The sequence below is a fragment of the Sphingomonas sp. Leaf10 genome (genome assembly GCF_001421245.1).
GTDB lineage: Bacteria > Pseudomonadota > Alphaproteobacteria > Sphingomonadales > Sphingomonadaceae > Sphingomonas.
Map to the genome: position 1 here is coordinate 58,335 of NZ_LMKE01000011.1, position 18,346 is coordinate 76,680.

The window sequence follows — 18,346 nt, forward strand, 5'->3', positions numbered from 1 at the left end:
AGAAATGTTGAACGATGCGGTTGTGGCAATAGGTGGCGAACTTTGGGGTCAGGTTACACCTAGAGACCGTAGTCCCGAAAATCCGCGCGCATTTCGATATAGTCCCAGCGGGATATTTTCAACGATGACTCTGGATACCATTACAGGTGAGGTCATAAGCGGGACTTCAGCGTCCGATAATCTAGTCGGAACGAACGGAGCCGACGTTATCAATGGTCTGGACGGGAACGATGCGATTGATGGCAGAGCCGGTGACGATACTATTAACGGTGGTACTGGCGACGATACGCTGATCGGCGGATTGGGTAGCGACGTCCTAGACGGCGGTGATGGTAATGATTCCCTTAGCGACGATTTCGGCGGGGGGTCGCTTGATGGTGGAGCGGGCAACGACCAGATCGTGGTAGCGTCGGCTGCAGTACCACAGGAACGCCCGGTGCTCGACAGCCGTCTGTCGATCATCGGCGGCGACGGTAACGATACGATCCGTATTGAGGAGTTGTACCGGCCGGAATCGGGACAGCATGGCATAAGCTACAGTGTTGTTGCTGGAACGGGTAAAGATTCGGTCGACGTGTCCACGGTCGGTAACGGCGTGATCGATACCGGCGATGGCAACGACAGCGTCACACTGCGCGGCAATGACCAGGGTGCAACGACCCGCGTCGTCTTGGGTGCCGGTGTCGATACGCTTAAGATTCTTGCTGGCGCTGGTACGATAACGGTCGCCGACTTCGTGCCAGGCGAGGCGGGGGATATTCTGAACCTAGGGTCGCTGACCGGGCCCTATGCCGTGTCACAGGATGGTGCTGATACCCTGATCCTTGCGAATGGGGTAATCGTCGTTCGATTACTCAACGTGTCCGCCAAAGAATTGTCCGAACGCAACATCGGCTTTGTTTCGGGAATCTTTGCACCGGAAGCACGGCGGCTGACCGGTACCGACGGCAACGACACGTTGTTTGGCTATGACGGGGCCGACGTCATTAACGGAGGCAGTGGCGCTGACCGGCTCTATGGTGCCGGGGGGGCGGATTCCCTGTCGGGCGGTAACGGCAATGACTCGCTGGTCGGCGGCACCGGCAACGATACGTTGGACGGCGGCACCGGTAACGATACGCTGATCGGCGGTGCGGGATCGGACGTCTACTACGTTGACAGTGCTTCGGATCAGATCCGTGAGAATTCGGGCGAAGGTACCGACACGGTCTTTAGCACGGTCGGCAGCTACCGCATGGCGAACGAGGTCGAGAATATTACCCTGCTGGAAGGTACGACCAGCACATCGGGGGAATATACCGGTGCATTGAACGCGACGGGAAATTATTCGGCCAATCGCATGAACGGCAATGCCGCCGCCAATATTCTGAGCGGGGGTGCCGGCAATGACACGTTGCAGGGCTTTGCCGGCAACGACACGCTGAATGGTGACGATGGCAATGACTCGCTGGTTGGCGGGGAAGGCAACGATGTCTTGTCCGGTGGCATTGGCAACGATGCGTTGATCGGCGGTGAAGGCAATGACGTCTTATCCGGCGGTGCCGGTGACGATACACTCAATGGTGGTATCGGTGCCGATACCATGACTGGTGGCGATGGTAACGACGACTACCGGGTAGATGATGCCGGCGACGTCGTGAACGAAGCGCTGGATAGCGCCGGCGGCACGGCCGACCTCATCAGGGCATCGATCGACTATACGTTATCCGACACGATCGGTGTCGAACGCCTGTCGCTCGACAGCGTTTCCACGGCATTGAATCTGACCGGGAACAGATACGATAACAGCTTGAGCGGCAACAGCTTGGCAAACCGCCTGTCCGGTGCGGCGGGGAATGACATCCTTTTTGGGCGCGATGGCAACGATACGTTGCTGGGCGGCGAGGGTAATGACACGCTCGATGGTGGTGCGGGCACGGATCGGATGCAAGGTGGCCTCGGGGACGATATCTATTTCGTCGATTCCAGAAGCGATTCCGTCGTAGAATTTGCCAATGAGGGCAATGATACGATCCGATCCTACATCACGCTGACACTGCCGACCAATGTCGAGGCGCTGGTGCTGGAGGGAACGGGCAAGCTGAATGGCACCGGCAACGCAAGCGCCAATCTGCTGGTCGGCAATGCTGCTAGTAACGATCTCAAAGGTTTGGGTGGCGATGACATCATCGATCCACGCGGCGGCAATAACGTCGTCGATGGCGGTGAGGGTACCGACACGCTCGTCGTCCGCGGAAACCGGGCGGAATATTCGAAGCTTGTCAGCGACGGTGCGACCTACCTGATCGGTAAGGATGGCGCGAACTTGGTCACAAATATCGAACAGGTCCGTTTTGCCGATGGTACCGTCAGTTGGAGTGACGCCGTTGCAGGTGCTGCGGATTTCGATGGCCTTCGCTACATCGCCGGCAGCGCGGATCTGCGCCGGGGGTTGGGAACCGACGCTACGGCCGGACGACTGCATTTCCTGGCGGCCGGTTTCGGGGAGGGACGCGATGCGATGGCGTTCGACCCGCTGAGCTATATCGCATCCTATAGCGACCTGATCGCAGGGTTCGGCGTCGATGGAGTGGCGGCAACGCGCCATTATATCACCTATGGTGCCGATGAAGGGCGCCAAGTTACCTTCGACGCGTTGCGCTATACCGCATCCTATGGCGACCTGATCGCTGCGTTCGGCAACGACACGCAGGCGGCCGCGCGGCATTACATCGTCGCCGGTTATGGCGAGGGCCGTTCCGCCACCTTCGATGCGTTGCGTTACACCGCTTCCTACGGCGATCTGATAACAGGATTTGGTACCGACACGGCGGCTGCAACCAACCATTACATCGTTGCCGGCTATAGTGAAGGTCGCACGGCAAGTTTTGATGCCACCTTGTACCTTGCATCGAACAGCAGCCTGATAGCGTCACTGAACGGCGATCGTACGGCGGCGACGCGGCATTATGTCACGACTGGTTTTGAAGCCGGCTTGCCGACAACTTCCTTCGATGCGTTGGGCTATACCGCCAGCTATCCCGACCTGATCAATGCGTTCGTCACCGATACGGCTGCTGCAACCCGGCATTTTGTCGATTGGGGGTTCGGCGAAGGGCGGCGCATTAGCTTTGACGCGCTGCGCTATACCGCATCCTATGGCGATCTGATCAATGCGTTCGGAACCGATAAGTCGGCGGCGACGCGCCATTATATCGAGGCGGGCCTGGGTGAAGGGCGCACCGCCGATTTTGATGCAGTCGCATACCTTCTCACCTATTCCGACCTTGGCGTCTCACGCCTCAATGCGACTGGCGCGCTCAATCACTGGATCAACTACGGCTACTCCGAAGGTCGGGTTGGGGATGCCCTGTTCGGTCGCGAACAGTCCAGTCACAGCCTGTCGAGCAACGGACGGGAGCAGGCCGGCAGTTTCGAAACTGCGGGCGATCGCGACTGGTTCCAGATCAGCGCGGATGCCGGCGACAACATCGTTCTTCGATTTGGGAGTGATACGATCGGCGGCAGGATCGCGATCTACGACAGCCGCGGCCAATTGATTGACCAGGAAGACGGTACTGTCGATGTGGATGCGCTGATCGATATAACCGCCACTGCATCGGGCACATATTATGTGGCAGTGTCGGGGCTGACCGGTTCGGAAACGGGGAATTACTGGGTCAGCTACGATGTTCCGGTAGTCTGATCTGGTACCCGGCCCACCTGATCGGTGGGCCGGGTCGTCGCAGTTTACCGTCCCGCCACTGCGTTCAGGATCGCCCGGCCATAGGCGGTCTTCTTGAACCGCTCTCCGGCTTCGCGCGCCTGATCGGCCGAGATGAAGCCCATCTCAAACGCGATTTCCTCCAGACAGGCGACCTGTACCCCCTGACGATGCTGCAGCGTCCGCACGAACTCGCCCGCCTCCAGCAGGCTGTCATGCGTGCCGGTGTCGAGCCACGCATAGCCGCGGCCCATCTGTTCGACGTACAGGTCGCCGGCCTCCATATACAGCCGGTTGAGGTCGGTGATCTCCAGCTCGCCGCGCGCGGAGGGCTTCAGGTTGCGGGCGTATTCGACGACGCGGTTGTCGTAGAAATACAGGCCGGTCACCGCATGGTTCGACCTCGGGCTTGCAGGCTTTTCCTCGAGGCTGACCGCACGGCCGCCTTCGCCGAATTCGACCACGCCGTAGCGTTCGGGGTCCTCGACGCGGTAGCTGAACACCGTTGCACCGGTCGGCCGCGCGACGGCGTTGGCGAGCAGGTCGGTCAGGTGCGCGCCGAAAAAGATGTTGTCGCCCAGCACCAGCGCGACATGATCGTCGCCGATGAAGTCCGCACCGATGGTGAAGGCCTGCGCCAGACCGTCGGGGCTGGGCTGTTCGGCATAGGACATGGTCAGGCCGAACGCCGATCCGTCACCGAACAGCCGCTGGTAATTGCCCAGAAACTCCGGCGACGAGATGATGAGGATGTCGCGGATTCCCGCCAGCATCAGCACGCTCAGCGGATAATAGATCATCGGCTTGTCATAGACGGGCAGCAGCTGCTTGTTCACCGCCAGCGTCGCCGGGTGAAGCCGCGTGCCCGAGCCGCCGGCGAGGATGATGCCCTTCATGCTGTGTGTCCGATCAGTTCGTCGAGAATGTTGCTGAGCGCTGCCTGCCAGGGGCGTGGTTCGATGCCGTAGGCGGCGCGGATCGCGGTGTGGCTGAGCAGCGAGTTGGCCGGGCGCTTGGCCGGGGTCGGATAGTCGCTGCTCGGGATCGGCACGACCTCGGCCGAGGCGCCGCCGCGTGCCGCTGATTGCGCAAAAATCTCGCGCGCGAAACCGGCCCAGCTGACCGCGCCGGCGTTGCTGAAATGGAAGGTGCCGGTCGGCGCATCGGTATCCTCCGCCAGACGCACGGCGATGGTCAGCAGCGTGCTCGCCAGATCGGCGGCGCTGGTCGGGCTGCCGATCTGGTCGTCGACCACCGACAGCGTGGGCCGGGTGGCGGCGACGCGCAGCATCGTCTTCACGAAGTTGTTGCCGTGCGCCGACACGACCCATGCGGTGCGCACGATCGCATGACGCGCGCCGCTGGTGCGGACCGCGAGTTCGCCGCCGAGCTTCGACGCGCCATAGACGCCGAGCGGCGCGACCGGATCGGTCACCTCCCATGCGCCGTCCCTGTCGCCGGCGAAGACGTAATCGGTCGATACCTGGACGATCGGGATGCCGGCGGCCGCACAGGCTTGGGCGAGGGCGGCGGGGGCCAGCGCGTTGACCTGCCACGCGCTGACAACGTCGCTCTCGGCCTTGTCGACCGCGGTATAGGCGGCACCGTTGATGACCGCCGCCCAGTTGCGCTCGGCGACCCTGGCGGCGATCGCCGCCGGATCGGTCAGGTCGAGCGCGGCGCGGTCGAGCGCGACGACCTCATAGCCATCGGGGCAGGCGATGCGCGCCAGCTCGCGGCCCAATTGCCCGTTGGCGCCGGTGACGAGGATCGGCTTCACAGTCCACCCGACATGTCGACAGGTCGACACAGCATCACGCGACCCCGCGCCGCTCGGCAGCCTTGGCAGCGACCAGCGGCCGCCACCAATCTTCGTTCGCCAGATACCATTCGACCGTCTTGCGGATGCCGGTCTCGAAGGTTTCGGCGGGCGTCCAGCCCAGCTCGGCACCGATGCGCGATGCGTCGATCGCATAGCGCTTGTCGTGGCCGGGGCGGTCGGCGACTTGCGCCATCTGCTCGGCATAGGGACGGCCATCGGCGCGCGGGCGCAGTTCGTCGAGGATCGCGCAGAGCGTCCGCACCACCTCGATATTCTGCCGCTCGTTATGGCCGCCGACATTGTACGTCCGGCCGGGCTCGCCGCGTTCGAACACTGCCTGCAGCGCGCGGACATGATCCTCGACATACAGCCAGTCGCGGACCTGATCGCCCTTGCCGTAAATGGGGAGCGGTTCGCCATCCAGCGCCTTGGCGATCATCAGCGGGATCAGCTTTTCGGGAAAATGATACGGCCCGTAGTTGTTCGAACAGTTGGTGATGAGCACCGGCAGGCCGAAGGTATGGCCCCATGCGCTGACCAGATGGTCGCTGCCCGCCTTCGACGCCGAATAGGGCGAGCGGGGATCATAGGGCGTGTCCTCGGTGAACAGGCCGGTGTCGCCCAGCGTCCCATACACCTCGTCGGTCGAGATATGGTGGAAACGGAACGCCGCGCGTGCGCCCTCGTCGAGGCTCAGCCAATAGGCGCGCGCCTCGGCCAGCATGGTGTAGGTGCCCACCACATTGGTCTGCACGAACGCACCGGGGCCGTCGATCGAGCGGTCGACATGGCTCTCGGCGGCGAGGTGGGTGATGACGTCGGGCCGGAAGTCGGCGATCGCGGCGCGGACCGCCCCCGCATCGCAGATATCGCCCTGCTCGAACCGGTAACGTTCGCTGTCGGCGACCCGTTCGACCGTCGACAGCGTGCCGGCATAGGTCAGCTTGTCGAAGTTGAGCACCTCATGGGCCGTGTTCTCGATCAGGTGGCGGACCAGCGCCGAGCCGATGAACCCGGCCCCGCCGGTGACGAAGATGCGCATGCGATCGGTCCTTATCAGGAAAGCGGGGCCAGCGGACGCCCGTCATAGGCGAACGGGCTGTCGAAATCGGCCAGCGCCGGTTGGCGGCCGTCCTTCGGGCTCAGTTCAGGCTGCACGCCGGCGGGGATCGGCCAGTCGATGCCGACACTGTCCCACGCGATCCCGCCATCATGGTCGGGGGCATAGGTGTCCGAGCATTTGTAGGTAACCTCGCAATCGGGCTCGAGCGTCACGAAGCCATGCGCGAAGCCGATGGGGATGAAAAGCTGGTGGCCGTTTTCGGCGCTGAGCTCAGCCCCGACCCATTGGCCATAGGTCGGCGAGCCCTTGCGGACGTCCACCGCGACGTCGAAGATCCGCCCGCGGATGCAGCGCACCAGCTTGTCCTGACCCCTGGGCGGCGTCTGGAAATGCAGCCCTCGCAGGGTGAAAGCGGGGGCGGAATAGGAGTGGTTGTCCTGCACGAAGGTCACGTCGATGCCGAGTGCGGCGAAGGCGGGCACCGAATGCACCTCGGTGAACCAGCCACGGGCGTCGCCATGGCGTCTGGGGTGGATGAGGTGGACGGGATTCTCGATCATGTGCGTTCGCTAGTGGTAGTTTCTCGGTCCCGCTACCCTCAAATTGCCGACAATTAATATGCCTACCAGGTCGAGCGACATGAATTGGCCATCGTAATGGTAGTGCCGCTTATCTTTGCAACGTTGCGGAATGTCCCTTACAAAATCTCTTCCCGCTGTATCCTAGACCAATTTTTGTTAATCTCGAATAACTGTGAGGAATGGACCAGCTGTTGCGTGATGGCGCGCTTTTTAAGCTGGCAGGCTCCGCCGCTTGTCAGGTGACGGGGTGTTTGCTAGGCGGCTCGCCATCGACGGCACCAACCGATCAGAGGTTACCGGGTAAGCCCTAGATTGACGACTGCGGGCATTTTGCATCGGTTAGCGGTGACAATCTGCCGCGATTGCAAGGCGGAAGAACGTTCGATCCCATGAGATATGCAGGTGTTCGCGGTGTCGGGGCGGGGTGGTTACGCCTTCGGTATCAGATCGGTGGCGCGCTGATCGTTACCTTGCTTCCGTTTCTGCTGCTTTGGGGATACAATCCCAAGGCGTTCGTCAATCTCGATCTGGTGCTGGCAACCTGGGCCTATGGCGTCGCAGCGATGCTGCTGGGTGTCGTGCTATTGCGTAGCATCAGCCAGTATCCAGGCGTCGAGGCCAGTGCGTACACATTGCCGTCGTTCGGCATTTCCTATGGCATCATGCTGTTGACGGTAATTTTCGCCCGGCTGTCGTACAGCCGGATATTGCTCGTCCTGGGTTTCGTCCTGGTCCTGGTCTGGTTCATGGGCATTCACGTGATCGCGGTGCGGCGACAGACCTTTTCCATCGGTGTTGTGCCAGAGGGGGATTATAAGGTTCTATTGCCTTTAAGTGGCGTGCGCTGGATGGTTTTGCAGTCGCCGGACCAGGACATTTCAGGTCTTCATGCCATCACCGCCGACCTGCGGTTCGACCTGTCGGCTGAATGGGATCGCAAGCTGGCAGACTATGCCCTGCGAGGGATGCCGGTTTATCATACCAAGCATCTTGCCGAATCCATGACGGGAATGGTGCAACTCGAACATCTGTCCGAGAACAGCTTCGGTACCCTGTCGCCGGTATCGGCATTCATGACGGTGAAGCATGTCGGCGATTGGATCATCGCGGCGATTGCTGCCATCGTTCTTGCGCCGGCATTGATTATCTTAGCGATTGTAATTCGCCTGGATTCCCCCGGGTCGCCTATTTTCCGGCAGACCCGGATCGGGTATCGTGGCGCTCCCTTCACGGTATACAAATTCCGTACGATGGTTTCGGGTGATCACGGCACTGTCGCACTGGATGCCGCCAAAACCAAATCCGCGGACGCGCGCATCACTCGTATCGGCTATTTTTTGCGCAAGTCGCGGATCGATGAGCTTCCGCAGATTTTCAACATCCTGAAAGGTGAGATGAGCTGGATCGGTCCTCGTCCCGAGGCAAGGGTGTTGTCCGAATGGTATGAAGGGGAAATCCCCTTCTATCGCTATCGTCACATCGTTCGTCCCGGATTGACTGGTTGGGCGCAAGTCAATCAAGGTCATGTGGCAGAAGTCGATGATGTTCGGAACAAGTTATATTTTGATTTTTACTATATCAAGAGCTATTCTCCTTGGATAGACTTTCTGATCGTTGGAAAAACGATCCAGACTATTTTGACCGGGTTTGGTGCCAAGTGATGCGGTATTGTTCGGTGCCAAGATGCGGTGTGAACTGACATGTCAGCTGTTTCCTCCTTACAAATTGAGCAGGGGGTGTCGTCTGGCGCACGGGATCTGATTTGGCAGAGTTTCTTCGTGGACGCGGGACGCGGTACCACCTTCGAGCGGCACTTACCTTGGTATCGCAACGTCAATGTCCGAACTGCTGTGCTGTTGGACGACGGGAAAGTCATTGCAACCGCCGTCATGCGCCCCGCGCCGCAGGCCGGGATAGCCATGATCGGCTATGTCTGTGTTGACCGATCCCGACGGGGTCAGGGGATAGGGCGGACGCTGATGGAGGCGATGAACAATGCCGTCGGCGAACAGGGGTTTCTGGCGGCGTTACTGTGGACCACCAAGCCCGAGGTCTACACGGGCAGCGGCTACGCAATCGTTAGTCGTGATCGCTTCGTCCTGGTGCGGAGTCCTGCCAGTCGTGCCGTCGATCAGGAAAGTATCTTGGTTCAGAATTGGCCTGATGCCGGCGTGGCAAATGGATTGCCTGCATTCGCCACGAGTGCGTCGCGCTATTCGTCCGACCGTGCGATGGCCGTATGCGCACGAGGTATGCGAGGCATAACATTGCTGGATTGGGAAGGAAAGCCAGGCGATGTCGCGGCTGTACTTTCGGCTGCCGGACATGCTGAGTGGTCTGTCAACCTGACGGCTGCCGATCCGTTCGCGGCTGAGTTGTCCTCCCGCGGCTATATCGCGGTAGAATCTCCGGGTGCATTCACCATGGTTCGATGCCAGGACGCTAATTTCATCCCGCACAACGTTTCGCAAATTGATCGTATATGAAAGAAGGTGCGATGTCGGCAGCCATGCTACCGCTGGTCAAAGTCCATCTGCCGGAGCGGGCCCAACTCATGCCTGCCCTCGAACATGTCCTGTACAGCGGGATGATTGGTGAGGGCGAAGCCGTGTACGCGTTCGAGCGCAGGTTTGCCGAGCAGTTCGACCTGCCTAACGTATTGGCCATGTCGAGCGGCACCGCGGCGTTGCATGTTGCGCTGCTGGAATGCTGCGTACAGCCGGGTGACGAAGTCATCACGACGTCGATGACGGCGGAACCGACCAATACTACGATCCTGCAGGTTGGTGCCGTTCCTGTCTTCGCTGATGTCGATCCCGAAACCGGCAATCTCGATCCGGCGTCGGTCGAGGCTGCGATTACCGATCGGACCCGTGCGATCCTGGTCGTGCATTATGCCGGCTATCCGGTGCCTTTGGCGGATATTCGCGCGATTGCCGATCGCAAGGGCGTGACCCTGATCGAGGATTGCGCCCATGCCTTGGGAGCACGCTACCGCAACGCCGCTATTGGGACGGTTGGCGAGGCCGCGATATTCTCGTTTCAGGCGATCAAGCACATGACGACCGTGGACGGCGGGATGCTGGTGCTGCGCAATGCCTCGCACATGCGCTCCGCCCGCAAGCTGCGCTGGTTCGGCTTGGAAAAGGGGGTGCCCCGGACCGAAGTCGACATCTCGCGTGCCGGCTACAAGTACAATATGAACAACGTCACCGCCACGGTCGGCCTGGCGCAGCTCGATGTGATCGGTCCCGCCATCGCCCGGCACATCGACAATGGGCGTTTCTTTGATGCCGAACTGGCGGGAATTCCCGGGCTATCGGTCGTACCGATCGAGAATGGCAGCGAGCCTAGCTACTGGCTCTACACCTTGCTGGCGGATGATTCCGACGCCGTCGAACGCTGTATGGCCGGCATTGGCGTGATGGCGTCGAAGCTGCATCGGCCCAATCACTTCCATTCGGTATTTGCACCCTATCGTCGTGACTTGCCCGGTCTGGAAACCTTCTATCGCCGTCTTGTGCACTTGCCGTGCGGGTGGTGGGTAAGCGACGACGACCGGGAACGCATCGTGACGGCACTGCGCAAGGGATAGATCGATGTCTATTCCCCTGTTCGATTGCCGGGTCGATCCGGCACGGCTTGCCGCCCTTGATCCGCTATGGCGTTCGGGGGCGCTCGCCGCCGGGCCTGCTGTTGCCGCGCTGGAAACGCGGTTGAGCGTCAGGTTAGACGATCGTCCGGTCGTCGCGACCAGTGACATGACTCAGGCCCTATGCCTTGCATTGCGACTTGCCGGCGTCGGCGCGGGCGACGAGGTGGTGACCCTCGCACTGAACTGCATGTCGTCGAACAGTGCGATCGCGATGGTCGGCGCGGTGCCGGTCTGGGTCGATGTTGATCCGCGCACCACCACCGTCGACCTTGACGACCTTGCCGCCTGCATCGGACCCAGGACGCGGGCGGTGGTGGTCTACCACGTGGCGGGTTATGTCGGTGATCTCATGGCACTCAGGCAATTGTGCCACGACGCCGGACTGCCGTTGATCGAGGATGCGAACAATGCGCTGGGAGCGCAATGGAACGGCCGGCCGGCCGGGACCTTCGGCGATCAGGCGATCCTGTCTTTCTATCCCAACCGTCAACTGAGCGGTATCGAGGGGGGCGCGATCGTGTGCCGTCCACAGGATGCCGATCGGGCGCGGCGGCTGCGGCGGTTCGGTATCGATACTGCGCGGTTCCGTACTGCCGATGGCGAAATCGACCCGATGCTGGATGTATCCGAAATCGGGGTTTCGGCATCGCTGCCGCACGTCAACGCGACCCTAGCGTTGCAAGGTTGTGACGATCTGGACGAACGTGTCGGGAAGAACCGTCGAAACGTGACACAGCTTCGTACGGCGCTGGCGGATGTAGCCGACCTGCAGTTCGTGGAAGAGGTGCCGGGCGCGAGCAATGTCTTTTGGGTGGCGCTGGTACGCAGCCAGCGCCGCGATGCATTGATGAACCGGTTGAAGGCTGCCGGTGTCCAATGCTCTCGCCTGCATCAGCGCAATGACCGGTATAGCGGTTTCGGCGCGATCACGCGCAATCTGCCAGGTACCGATCTCATGGAGCGCGAGATGTTCGCGCTTCCGGCAGGTTGGTGGTTATCTCAGGATGATCTGGCTCGGATCGTGGACGTGGTTCGCGCAGATGCTATGGGACGGTAACGATCCGCCTGATACCAGGGCGGAAACGCATCATGAATCTATCGAATAGATGCTGTGGAAATACAGCAAGGGGAACAGAATATGCTCGACGGCAAGACGCTGATGATCACCGGTGGAACCGGATCGTTCGGTACCACCGTGCTCAGCCGTTTCATCGAAACGGGAGTGCGCCAGATCATTGTTTTCTCGCGCGACGAGAAGAAGCAGGAAGATCTTCGGATCGCGTTGAAAAGTTCCAAGGTGAAGTTCGTCATTGGCGATACGCGCGATCCGCAGTCGATCAATACGGCGATGCGTGGCGTTGACTATGTGTTCCACGCCGCGGCATTGAAGCAAGTGCCATCGTGCGAATTCTACCCGATGGAAGCGGTGCGCACCAATGTGAACGGCACTGACAACGTCATCCGCGCGGCGATTGAAAATCGTGTGAAGCGAGTTGTCCTGCTGAGCACTGATAAGGCGGTTTATCCCATCAACGCCATGGGCATCTCCAAGGCTATGGCGGAAAAGGTGCTAGTGTCGCACGCCAGGGTGCTGGGCCCTGATGGTCCGGTATTGTGCGCGACACGTTACGGAAACGTTATGGCGTCGCGTGGGTCGGTCATCCCGCTGTTCATCGAAAAGTTGAAGAGCGGTCAGCCGATGATGATCACCGATCCTGCTATGACCCGTTTCATGATGTCGCTTGAAGATTCGGTTGATCTGGTTCTGCACGCATTCCAGAACGGTCAGCAGGGCGATATTTTCGTCCAGAAGGCGCCCGCCTGCACTATCGAAACATTGTCGATCGCAATCAGCGAGTTGTTTGGTGTGCCGTTGAACACTGGCATTCTGGGTACTCGCCACGGCGAAAAACTGTATGAAACACTAGTTTCCCGTGAAGAAATGGCCAAGGCCGATGATATGGGCCGGTATTGGCGCGTGCCGGCGGACAATCGCGATCTTAACTACGAACTGTTCATTTCCGAAGGGTCTCAGGAAATGAACCAAGTAGACGATTACACGTCGCACAATACCGAGCGATTGAATGTAGAGGAAACTAAGCAGTTGCTTCTAACGCTTTCCTATGTGCAGTCTGAGCTTGGTAACTGATCGCAAATTTGCCGAAGGATCAGTATAACCATGTCAATCTTGCGCAACCCTGCTGTTTCGGGGATCGGCGCGCTGGCCGATTTCTTCTCGCTATTTGCGGGAAGGATCGGGGGTATACTGGTTACTTTTGTTTTCATTCCACAGTTTAGTCGCTTGTTGGGTGATGACGTATTTGGTTCAGTTGCAGTCGTTTTGTCGTTACAGGCATTCTTCCTCGTATCCGATCTTGGGCTTGCAACGCTTATTAGTCGTGACACAGCGATCGCGCGAGGAAACGCTATTGCCCTGACTGCTGTAGTATGGATGCGTCGACGGGCCGAGGCGATATTGTTGATACTGGCCTCGTGTGTCGCTGCCATTGCGCTGATGATACCGATGTTGGCGGGTGCGGCATCGCCATGGTCCCTATCGGTGGGGGCAAACGTAGCGATGATCGCGTTGCTGATCCTGGCACTGATCGTGACGAACGTGGCGCAACTAAGTCTCAATTCGCTTGGTCTCTATCGGATGAGTGCGGCGACGGCCGTGATCGGTGCCGTAGTGCGCGGTGCCGCCACAGTGGCGGTGTTGCGCTATTCCCCGACCTTTTCCGCCTTTCTCCAGGTGCAGCTCGGCGTAGCGGTTATTCATTTTGCGGCCGTGCGCTGGCTTGTCGAACGACAATGTGGTCCGCTGATCGGACGGGAGCCGTTGTTGCACCGCGATGCAGTGCTGGATCTTTTGCGTCGATGCGTGCCGCTTACAGTATATACGCTGGCGTCCGCTGCTGCGGTCAATCTGGATAAGACGATCGTTAGTGGGTTCATTTCGCTAGAAAGCGCTGGAACATATTTTCTGGCGACGACCTATGCTCTCGTGCCGGTGGCGGTCTTGTCGGGGCCAATAAACAGTTATTTCGCTCCCCGTGTAGCACATGCGCGACATGCTGGTGATAGACTGGTCGAGCACCGCCTAGCGTTAATATTTCAGCTGGTGTTGATGTGCATGGTTATTGGACCATCACTTGGTCTAATGTTCCAAATGGCGGATTGGCTGAATTTGTGGATGCATGATGCTACCAAGGCGGCGCGTGTCATGGAAGTTGCTCCCATCTTGCTGGCGGCGGGGGCGCTGTCCGGGACAGGTTATTATCCCACTACCTATCTGATCGCTGCAGGGGACAACGACTATCTGGCTCGGCTGTCCTTGGTTTGTGGAGTCAGCGTTCTGGTCGCGGCGGTCATATTCGCATCGCGGGATGACCTGACCGGACTGGCATGGAGCTATTTCGCCTTTTATGCGGCGGGTTTCGCTGGATTGTGGGTTCGCATGACTTGTCTCCCCGGCGGCAGGCCGCTCGTCCGAGTCCTGATCATCGCCTATACGATACCGACAGTCGTGGTGGCGGTTGGCTATTGGGCGGCCACCCGTTTGATCGGTACAATCGTGTCCGATGTCGTGCGATTGTTACTGCCGATGACGATCGGATCGGTACTCGGGATGATAGCGGCTGCTGTCGTGTTTTACATATGGTCGCGTCGTACTGCTGTCCGCGAACCTTCTTTTGGGACTATCCAGTGACTTTGCTCTCTATCGTCATTCCTTCGCACAACCGACAGATTTATGCCGCGATCGCTGTGCGAAAGATCGTCGAGATACTGTCTGATGCGCAGGTCATCGTCAGCGATACGAGTACGGACGAAAGTCTACGCGACATGCTGCCGGCGAATGTCGAATATGTACGGCCGGGACGTCCGATGGATGTCGTTTCGCATTTCGAATTCGCGCTGGCCCGCGCACATGGACGATACGTGATGTTTCTGGGTGACGACGACTGCGTCGGACCAGGTCTCGAGCAAATCGTGCGCTGGGCGGATCGTCACGATGTGGATGCGGTCGTCAGCTACGGAAAATCCTTCATCGCCAATTATTTCTGGCCTGGTATCCGCTCGCGTTTTTATGGCGATGGCTATGCCAGCAAGCTCTTCGTGCATCCGTTCACCGGTGAGGCGCGACGGATTGATCCGATCGCGGCGCTGCGCGACGCTTTGCACAATTTGGGCCAAGGACTGGGCGCGATGCCCCGCGTCTATCATGGATTGGCATCGCGGGCGTTAATCGACCGGGTGCGCGACCGGTTCGGAACGCTTTTCAGTGGCGTCACGCCCGATATTTCCAGCGCGGCGATGCTGAGCGGACTTGCTCGCAATGTCTGGCAGGTAGACTATCCCTTTTCCCTGCCGGGTGGATCGCCGGCAAGTACGGCCGGCACAGGCGCGGCGGGAACCGACATGACGTCGCTGACCCAGCATCCCCACACCGCCGCTTTCAGCGACTTGCGGTGGGATCCGCTGATCCCGGAATATTACGCACCCTACATCGTGTGGGCCTATTCGCTGAAACAGGCAGCCGACCGACTTGATCGTTCCGACCTGTCGCCCAACCTTGCCTATCTCTATGCCGTGTCGTTGTTACGGCATCGTAGGCAGCGCGACCGGATCATCCAGTCGCTGCGTTGCGCGCGTACGGCATCGGGCGGGATCGGACTTCCTGCAGTCGGATTGCAGATTGTTCGCGAACTTGGCCTACAAGGGAAGCGAATTGCAAACCGGCTTGCATCGCCCGGGCCTGGAGGGCGTGCGCAACAATTTGGCAACCTTCCAGATATAGGGGTCGCATATGACAGGTTGCAGCAGTATATTACCGATACGGGCATTATTATTAAATTGCCCAATGCGGCTATATGAATTGTTCGTTGGAATATACCTGAATAGTATTAAGTTATTTTAATATAAAGGCGCTGCTATCCTGTTCTATATTAAGGATGATGCCGGGATTATGTAATATGCTATCGCTCTTGGTGGAGCGGGATAAGCGGATAAATCCGATTAGGCCGAACAATAGTGGTAGGCCGCTGGTGGATAACCGAAGAATATATTAGGCACTATTGGTTTCGTAAACCGCAATAGGCTGCGCTGCCGAGATGCTCCCGGTGCCTACGGTCTTGCAAGACGCTTTGTAATCGGTGGAAGTACCAGGGAAAGAGGCGGCCACCCGAATGGCGGACTGGCTGCCGAGGTCAGGATGCTGGCCGATCCTGAGCGGCTCGGATACTGCCGGCGGGACCAGATCGAGCGCCCGTTCAACAAATTGAAGGGTGGCGCCGCCCGAGGCACCATGCAACGCAGTCGCATTGTGCCAATCCGCTTTGGACACTACACGTCAGCCAGTATGTCCACGCATCGTCGATCCGGCCGTTGGGCCAATCTCAGCCTTTCTTTTTTCCTGCTATGCGCGCTTCTGCTCGTCCTGATGTTGATGGGGGGGGCATCGCGTGCGGACGCCATGGGGCAGGTCGTGGTGCGTGGTACCACATGGCTTCTCGTGATCCTCTGCATTTTGTTCGGATCACCGCCGGATATGCGTCAGGTGCGTCCCGTCGCGATGTTGCTGCTCGCCGCGTTCGTGTTGGTCCTTGTGCAACTCGTGCCGCTACCGCCAAGTGTCTGGCAGATGCTTCCGGGCCGCGCGAACTTAGGCGGTATCATCGATCCACTGTCTTGGCGGCCGTTGGCGATCGTACCTGGCGCTGCATGGAATGCGGCGTCATCGTTGATCGTGCCATTCGCCGTTCTGTTGTTTCTGGCTGGTATGGAACCGCGTGAACGAGCCTGGCTGCCCGGCATTCTGCTCGGCCTGGCCGCTTTTTCCATGATCATCGGATTGCTGCAATTTTCCGGAGCCGGTTTTGCCAACCCGTTCATCAACGACACGCCAGGGCAGGTCGCCGGCATGTTTGCTAACCGCAATCATTTTGCGTTGTTTCTGGCATTGGGTTGCCTGATCGCACCGACATGGGCGTTCGGTAACAGTCGACCTGGTTGGCGAATTCCGATCGCGCTTGGCCTTCTCATCCTGTTTGCAATGACGATATTGGCCAGTGGTTCGCGTGCCGGCATATTGGTTGGTGTTCCGGGCATCGGTATCGGGCTGTTCATGGCCCGTAATGGTATTCGACGGATGTTGCGTCACGCTCCACGCTGGATGTTCCCGGCGATACTAGTTGGAGTGGTCGCATTGATTGCGATATTCATACTATTGCTGGTCGCTGCGGATCGGGCGGTTTCGATTGACCGCGCATTTGCGCTGGACCGGGCGGAGGATATGCGAACGCGTGGCTTGCCGACAGTGCTTGCGATGGTGTCCCTCTATTTTCCGGCCGGATCAGGATTTGGTGGGTTCGACCCTATGTTCCGCATGCACGAACCGTTTGAATTGCTGAAGCCGACCTATTTCAATCACGCTCATAATGATTTTCTCGAAATCGCGCTGGACGGCGGCCTTCCCGGCGTGCTGTTGCTCGCGGCGGCGATCGGATGGTGGCTAATTGCCAGTATTCGTGCCTGGCGCGGCGACACAAGCTATGCGACGGCACGGTTGGGATCGGCGCTGTTGCTGCTGATCTTCATGGCCAGCATGTTGGATTATCCGGCTCGTACGCCTATGATGATGGCCGTGATCGTCATCGCCGCATCGTGGTTGAACGCTTCTGCCGATTTCCGAGCCAAAACGGCGGCACGCGTCGACCGCCTTGCCTGACCGCCAGCTTTACCTAGCCAAAGGCAGCAACTATAGGCTGCCGACTTCCTATCGATCGTGGATTATCCAAGCGCATGCGCAAGCTTTGTATTGCTTTCCTGATTGCGGGAGCCCTTGCAGGATGCGCCGGCCGTCAGCAGCTCACGTCGACTGAGCGACTGACCGTCGTGAATGGCACTGCCATCCTGCCCGCGCCAGATCGCGGAGATCTGACTGCAGCGGATCGCCCGGCGTTGATTGGGCCACTCGACACAATCCAAGTCGACGTGTTCAATATTCCCGATCTGAGCCGTGAGATGCAGGTGGATGCGAGTGGCCGTATCGCCATGCCGCTGGCCGGGACGATCGATGCCCGCGGTCGGACCGCGGACGAACTGGCGCAATTGATCGAAGCAGCCCTGCGTGCGCGTTATGTTCGAAACCCTGAGGTGACAGTCAATATAAAAAGCTCGGTCAGCCAGGTCGTGACCATTGACGGACAAGTTGCGGAGCCGGGCCTGTACCCGGTCACAAACCAGATGACGTTGCTGCGCGTCATTGCATCCGCGCGGGGTTTGTCCGAATTTGCACGGCAGGACGACGTTGTCATCCTGCGTACCGTGGGCAGTCAGCGTATGGCTGGCTTGTACAATATCGATGCTATTCGGCGCGGTGCTTATGACGACCCACCGGTCTATGCAAACGACGTCGTCATCGTCGGAGATTCACCGCAGCGACGCCTGTTCCGTGATTTTGTTTCTGTGTCCCCGCTACTCGCAGCTCCGCTGATCGCGGTCCTGCAATAAGGCCCTTCTC

Annotated in this window: 14 protein-coding genes; 10 read left to right on the forward strand and 4 right to left on the reverse strand. The window is 59.3% G+C overall.

The features are described 5' to 3' along the window. The first annotated feature begins 124 nt into the window (after nt 1–124). Nucleotides 125–3,685, forward strand: a complete 3,561-nt coding sequence (locus ASE59_RS20995) for a pre-peptidase C-terminal domain-containing protein (protein WP_321163220.1) — start codon at nt 125–127, stop codon at nt 3,683–3,685. Nucleotides 3,686–3,729: 44 nt separating this feature from the next. On the opposite strand, the gene rfbA is transcribed toward ASE59_RS20995, so the two are convergent. Genes rfbA through rfbC form a run of 4 tightly spaced genes read right to left on the reverse strand, consistent with a single transcriptional unit; the run spans nt 3,730 to nt 7,148 of the window. Further along, nucleotides 3,730–4,599: a glucose-1-phosphate thymidylyltransferase RfbA gene (gene rfbA / locus ASE59_RS09785; protein ID WP_056455577.1), complete on the reverse strand. Its 870-nt coding sequence runs from the start codon at nt 4,597–4,599 to the stop codon at nt 3,730–3,732. Beyond that, entirely contained in the window at nt 4,596–5,483 is an 888-nt protein-coding gene (gene rfbD / locus ASE59_RS09790; protein ID WP_056455579.1) for a dTDP-4-dehydrorhamnose reductase, read from the reverse strand. The genes rfbA and rfbD overlap by 4 nt, the downstream gene beginning before the upstream one ends. Nucleotides 5,484–5,517: 34 nt before the next feature. Continuing rightward, nucleotides 5,518–6,567: a dTDP-glucose 4,6-dehydratase gene (rfbB, locus tag ASE59_RS09795; protein WP_056455581.1), complete on the reverse strand. Its 1,050-nt coding sequence runs from the start codon at nt 6,565–6,567 to the stop codon at nt 5,518–5,520. Nucleotides 6,568–6,581: 14 nt separating this feature from the next. Further along, entirely contained in the window at nt 6,582–7,148 is a 567-nt protein-coding gene (gene rfbC / locus ASE59_RS09800) for a dTDP-4-dehydrorhamnose 3,5-epimerase (RefSeq protein ID WP_056455583.1), read from the reverse strand. A 410-nt stretch (nt 7,149–7,558) separates the two neighbouring features. On the opposite strand from rfbC, the gene ASE59_RS09805 reads away from it, so the two are divergent. The 9 genes from ASE59_RS09805 (at nt 7,559) to ASE59_RS09845 (ending at nt 18,336) form a co-directional block, all read left to right on the forward strand. Then, a complete protein-coding gene (locus ASE59_RS09805) occupies nt 7,559–8,830 on the forward strand; it encodes a sugar transferase (RefSeq protein WP_056455584.1) in 1,272 nt (423 codons plus the stop codon). Nucleotides 8,831–8,869: 39 nt separating this feature from the next. Next, complete coding sequence (locus ASE59_RS09810) at nt 8,870–9,655, forward strand: GNAT family N-acetyltransferase (protein WP_056455586.1); 786 nt, start codon at nt 8,870–8,872, stop codon at nt 9,653–9,655. Nucleotides 9,656–9,678: 23 nt separating this feature from the next. Next, nucleotides 9,679–10,764 (forward strand): DegT/DnrJ/EryC1/StrS family aminotransferase, encoded by a 1,086-nt coding sequence (locus tag ASE59_RS09815; RefSeq protein ID WP_056455672.1) that lies wholly within the window; start codon nt 9,679–9,681, stop codon nt 10,762–10,764. Nucleotides 10,765–10,768: 4 nt separating this feature from the next. Then, the gene (locus ASE59_RS09820; RefSeq protein ID WP_082458201.1) at nt 10,769–11,881 is read left to right on the forward strand and encodes a DegT/DnrJ/EryC1/StrS family aminotransferase; all 1,113 of its coding nucleotides are present in this window, start codon (nt 10,769–10,771) and stop codon (nt 11,879–11,881) included. A gap of 81 nt (nt 11,882–11,962) precedes the next feature. Continuing rightward, complete coding sequence (locus ASE59_RS09825; protein ID WP_056455592.1) at nt 11,963–12,973, forward strand: polysaccharide biosynthesis protein; 1,011 nt, start codon at nt 11,963–11,965, stop codon at nt 12,971–12,973. A gap of 30 nt (nt 12,974–13,003) precedes the next feature. Then, nucleotides 13,004–14,533, forward strand: a complete 1,530-nt coding sequence (locus tag ASE59_RS09830) for a lipopolysaccharide biosynthesis protein (RefSeq protein WP_056455594.1) — start codon at nt 13,004–13,006, stop codon at nt 14,531–14,533. Between the two features lie 2 nt (nt 14,534–14,535). Continuing rightward, nucleotides 14,536–15,699: a glycosyltransferase gene (locus ASE59_RS09835; RefSeq protein ID WP_056455596.1), complete on the forward strand. Its 1,164-nt coding sequence runs from the start codon at nt 14,536–14,538 to the stop codon at nt 15,697–15,699. A gap of 337 nt (nt 15,700–16,036) precedes the next feature. Next, the gene (locus tag ASE59_RS09840) at nt 16,037–17,551 is read left to right on the forward strand and encodes an O-antigen ligase family protein (RefSeq protein WP_082458203.1); all 1,515 of its coding nucleotides are present in this window, start codon (nt 16,037–16,039) and stop codon (nt 17,549–17,551) included. A 74-nt stretch (nt 17,552–17,625) separates the two neighbouring features. Beyond that, nucleotides 17,626–18,336 (forward strand): polysaccharide biosynthesis/export family protein, encoded by a 711-nt coding sequence (locus tag ASE59_RS09845; protein WP_156359995.1) that lies wholly within the window; start codon nt 17,626–17,628, stop codon nt 18,334–18,336. The last annotated feature ends 10 nt before the right edge of the window (nt 18,337–18,346 follow it).

Excerpts from the sequence above, each read along its gene's own strand:
- rfbB (WP_056455581.1), bottom strand. The coding sequence starts at position 6,567 with ATGCGCATCTTCGTCACCGGCGGGGCCGGGTTCATCGGCTCGGCGCTG.
- rfbC (WP_056455583.1), bottom strand. The coding sequence starts at position 7,148 with ATGATCGAGAATCCCGTCCACCTCATCCACCCCAGACGCCATGGCGAC.
- ASE59_RS09805 (WP_056455584.1), top strand. The coding sequence starts at position 7,559 with ATGAGATATGCAGGTGTTCGCGGTGTCGGGGCGGGGTGGTTACGCCTT.
- ASE59_RS09820 (WP_082458201.1), top strand. The coding sequence starts at position 10,769 with ATGTCTATTCCCCTGTTCGATTGCCGGGTCGATCCGGCACGGCTTGCC.
- ASE59_RS09840 (WP_082458203.1), top strand. The coding sequence starts at position 16,037 with ATGCTGGCCGATCCTGAGCGGCTCGGATACTGCCGGCGGGACCAGATC.
- ASE59_RS09830 (WP_056455594.1), top strand. The coding sequence starts at position 13,004 with ATGTCAATCTTGCGCAACCCTGCTGTTTCGGGGATCGGCGCGCTGGCC.
- ASE59_RS09825 (WP_056455592.1), top strand. The coding sequence starts at position 11,963 with ATGCTCGACGGCAAGACGCTGATGATCACCGGTGGAACCGGATCGTTC.
- ASE59_RS09845 (WP_156359995.1), top strand. The coding sequence starts at position 17,626 with ATGCGCAAGCTTTGTATTGCTTTCCTGATTGCGGGAGCCCTTGCAGGA.
- ASE59_RS09815 (WP_056455672.1), top strand. The coding sequence starts at position 9,679 with ATGCTACCGCTGGTCAAAGTCCATCTGCCGGAGCGGGCCCAACTCATG.
- rfbA (WP_056455577.1), bottom strand. The coding sequence starts at position 4,599 with ATGAAGGGCATCATCCTCGCCGGCGGCTCGGGCACGCGGCTTCACCCG.
- ASE59_RS20995 (WP_321163220.1), top strand. The coding sequence starts at position 125 with ATGACTCTGGATACCATTACAGGTGAGGTCATAAGCGGGACTTCAGCG.
- ASE59_RS09810 (WP_056455586.1), top strand. The coding sequence starts at position 8,870 with ATGTCAGCTGTTTCCTCCTTACAAATTGAGCAGGGGGTGTCGTCTGGC.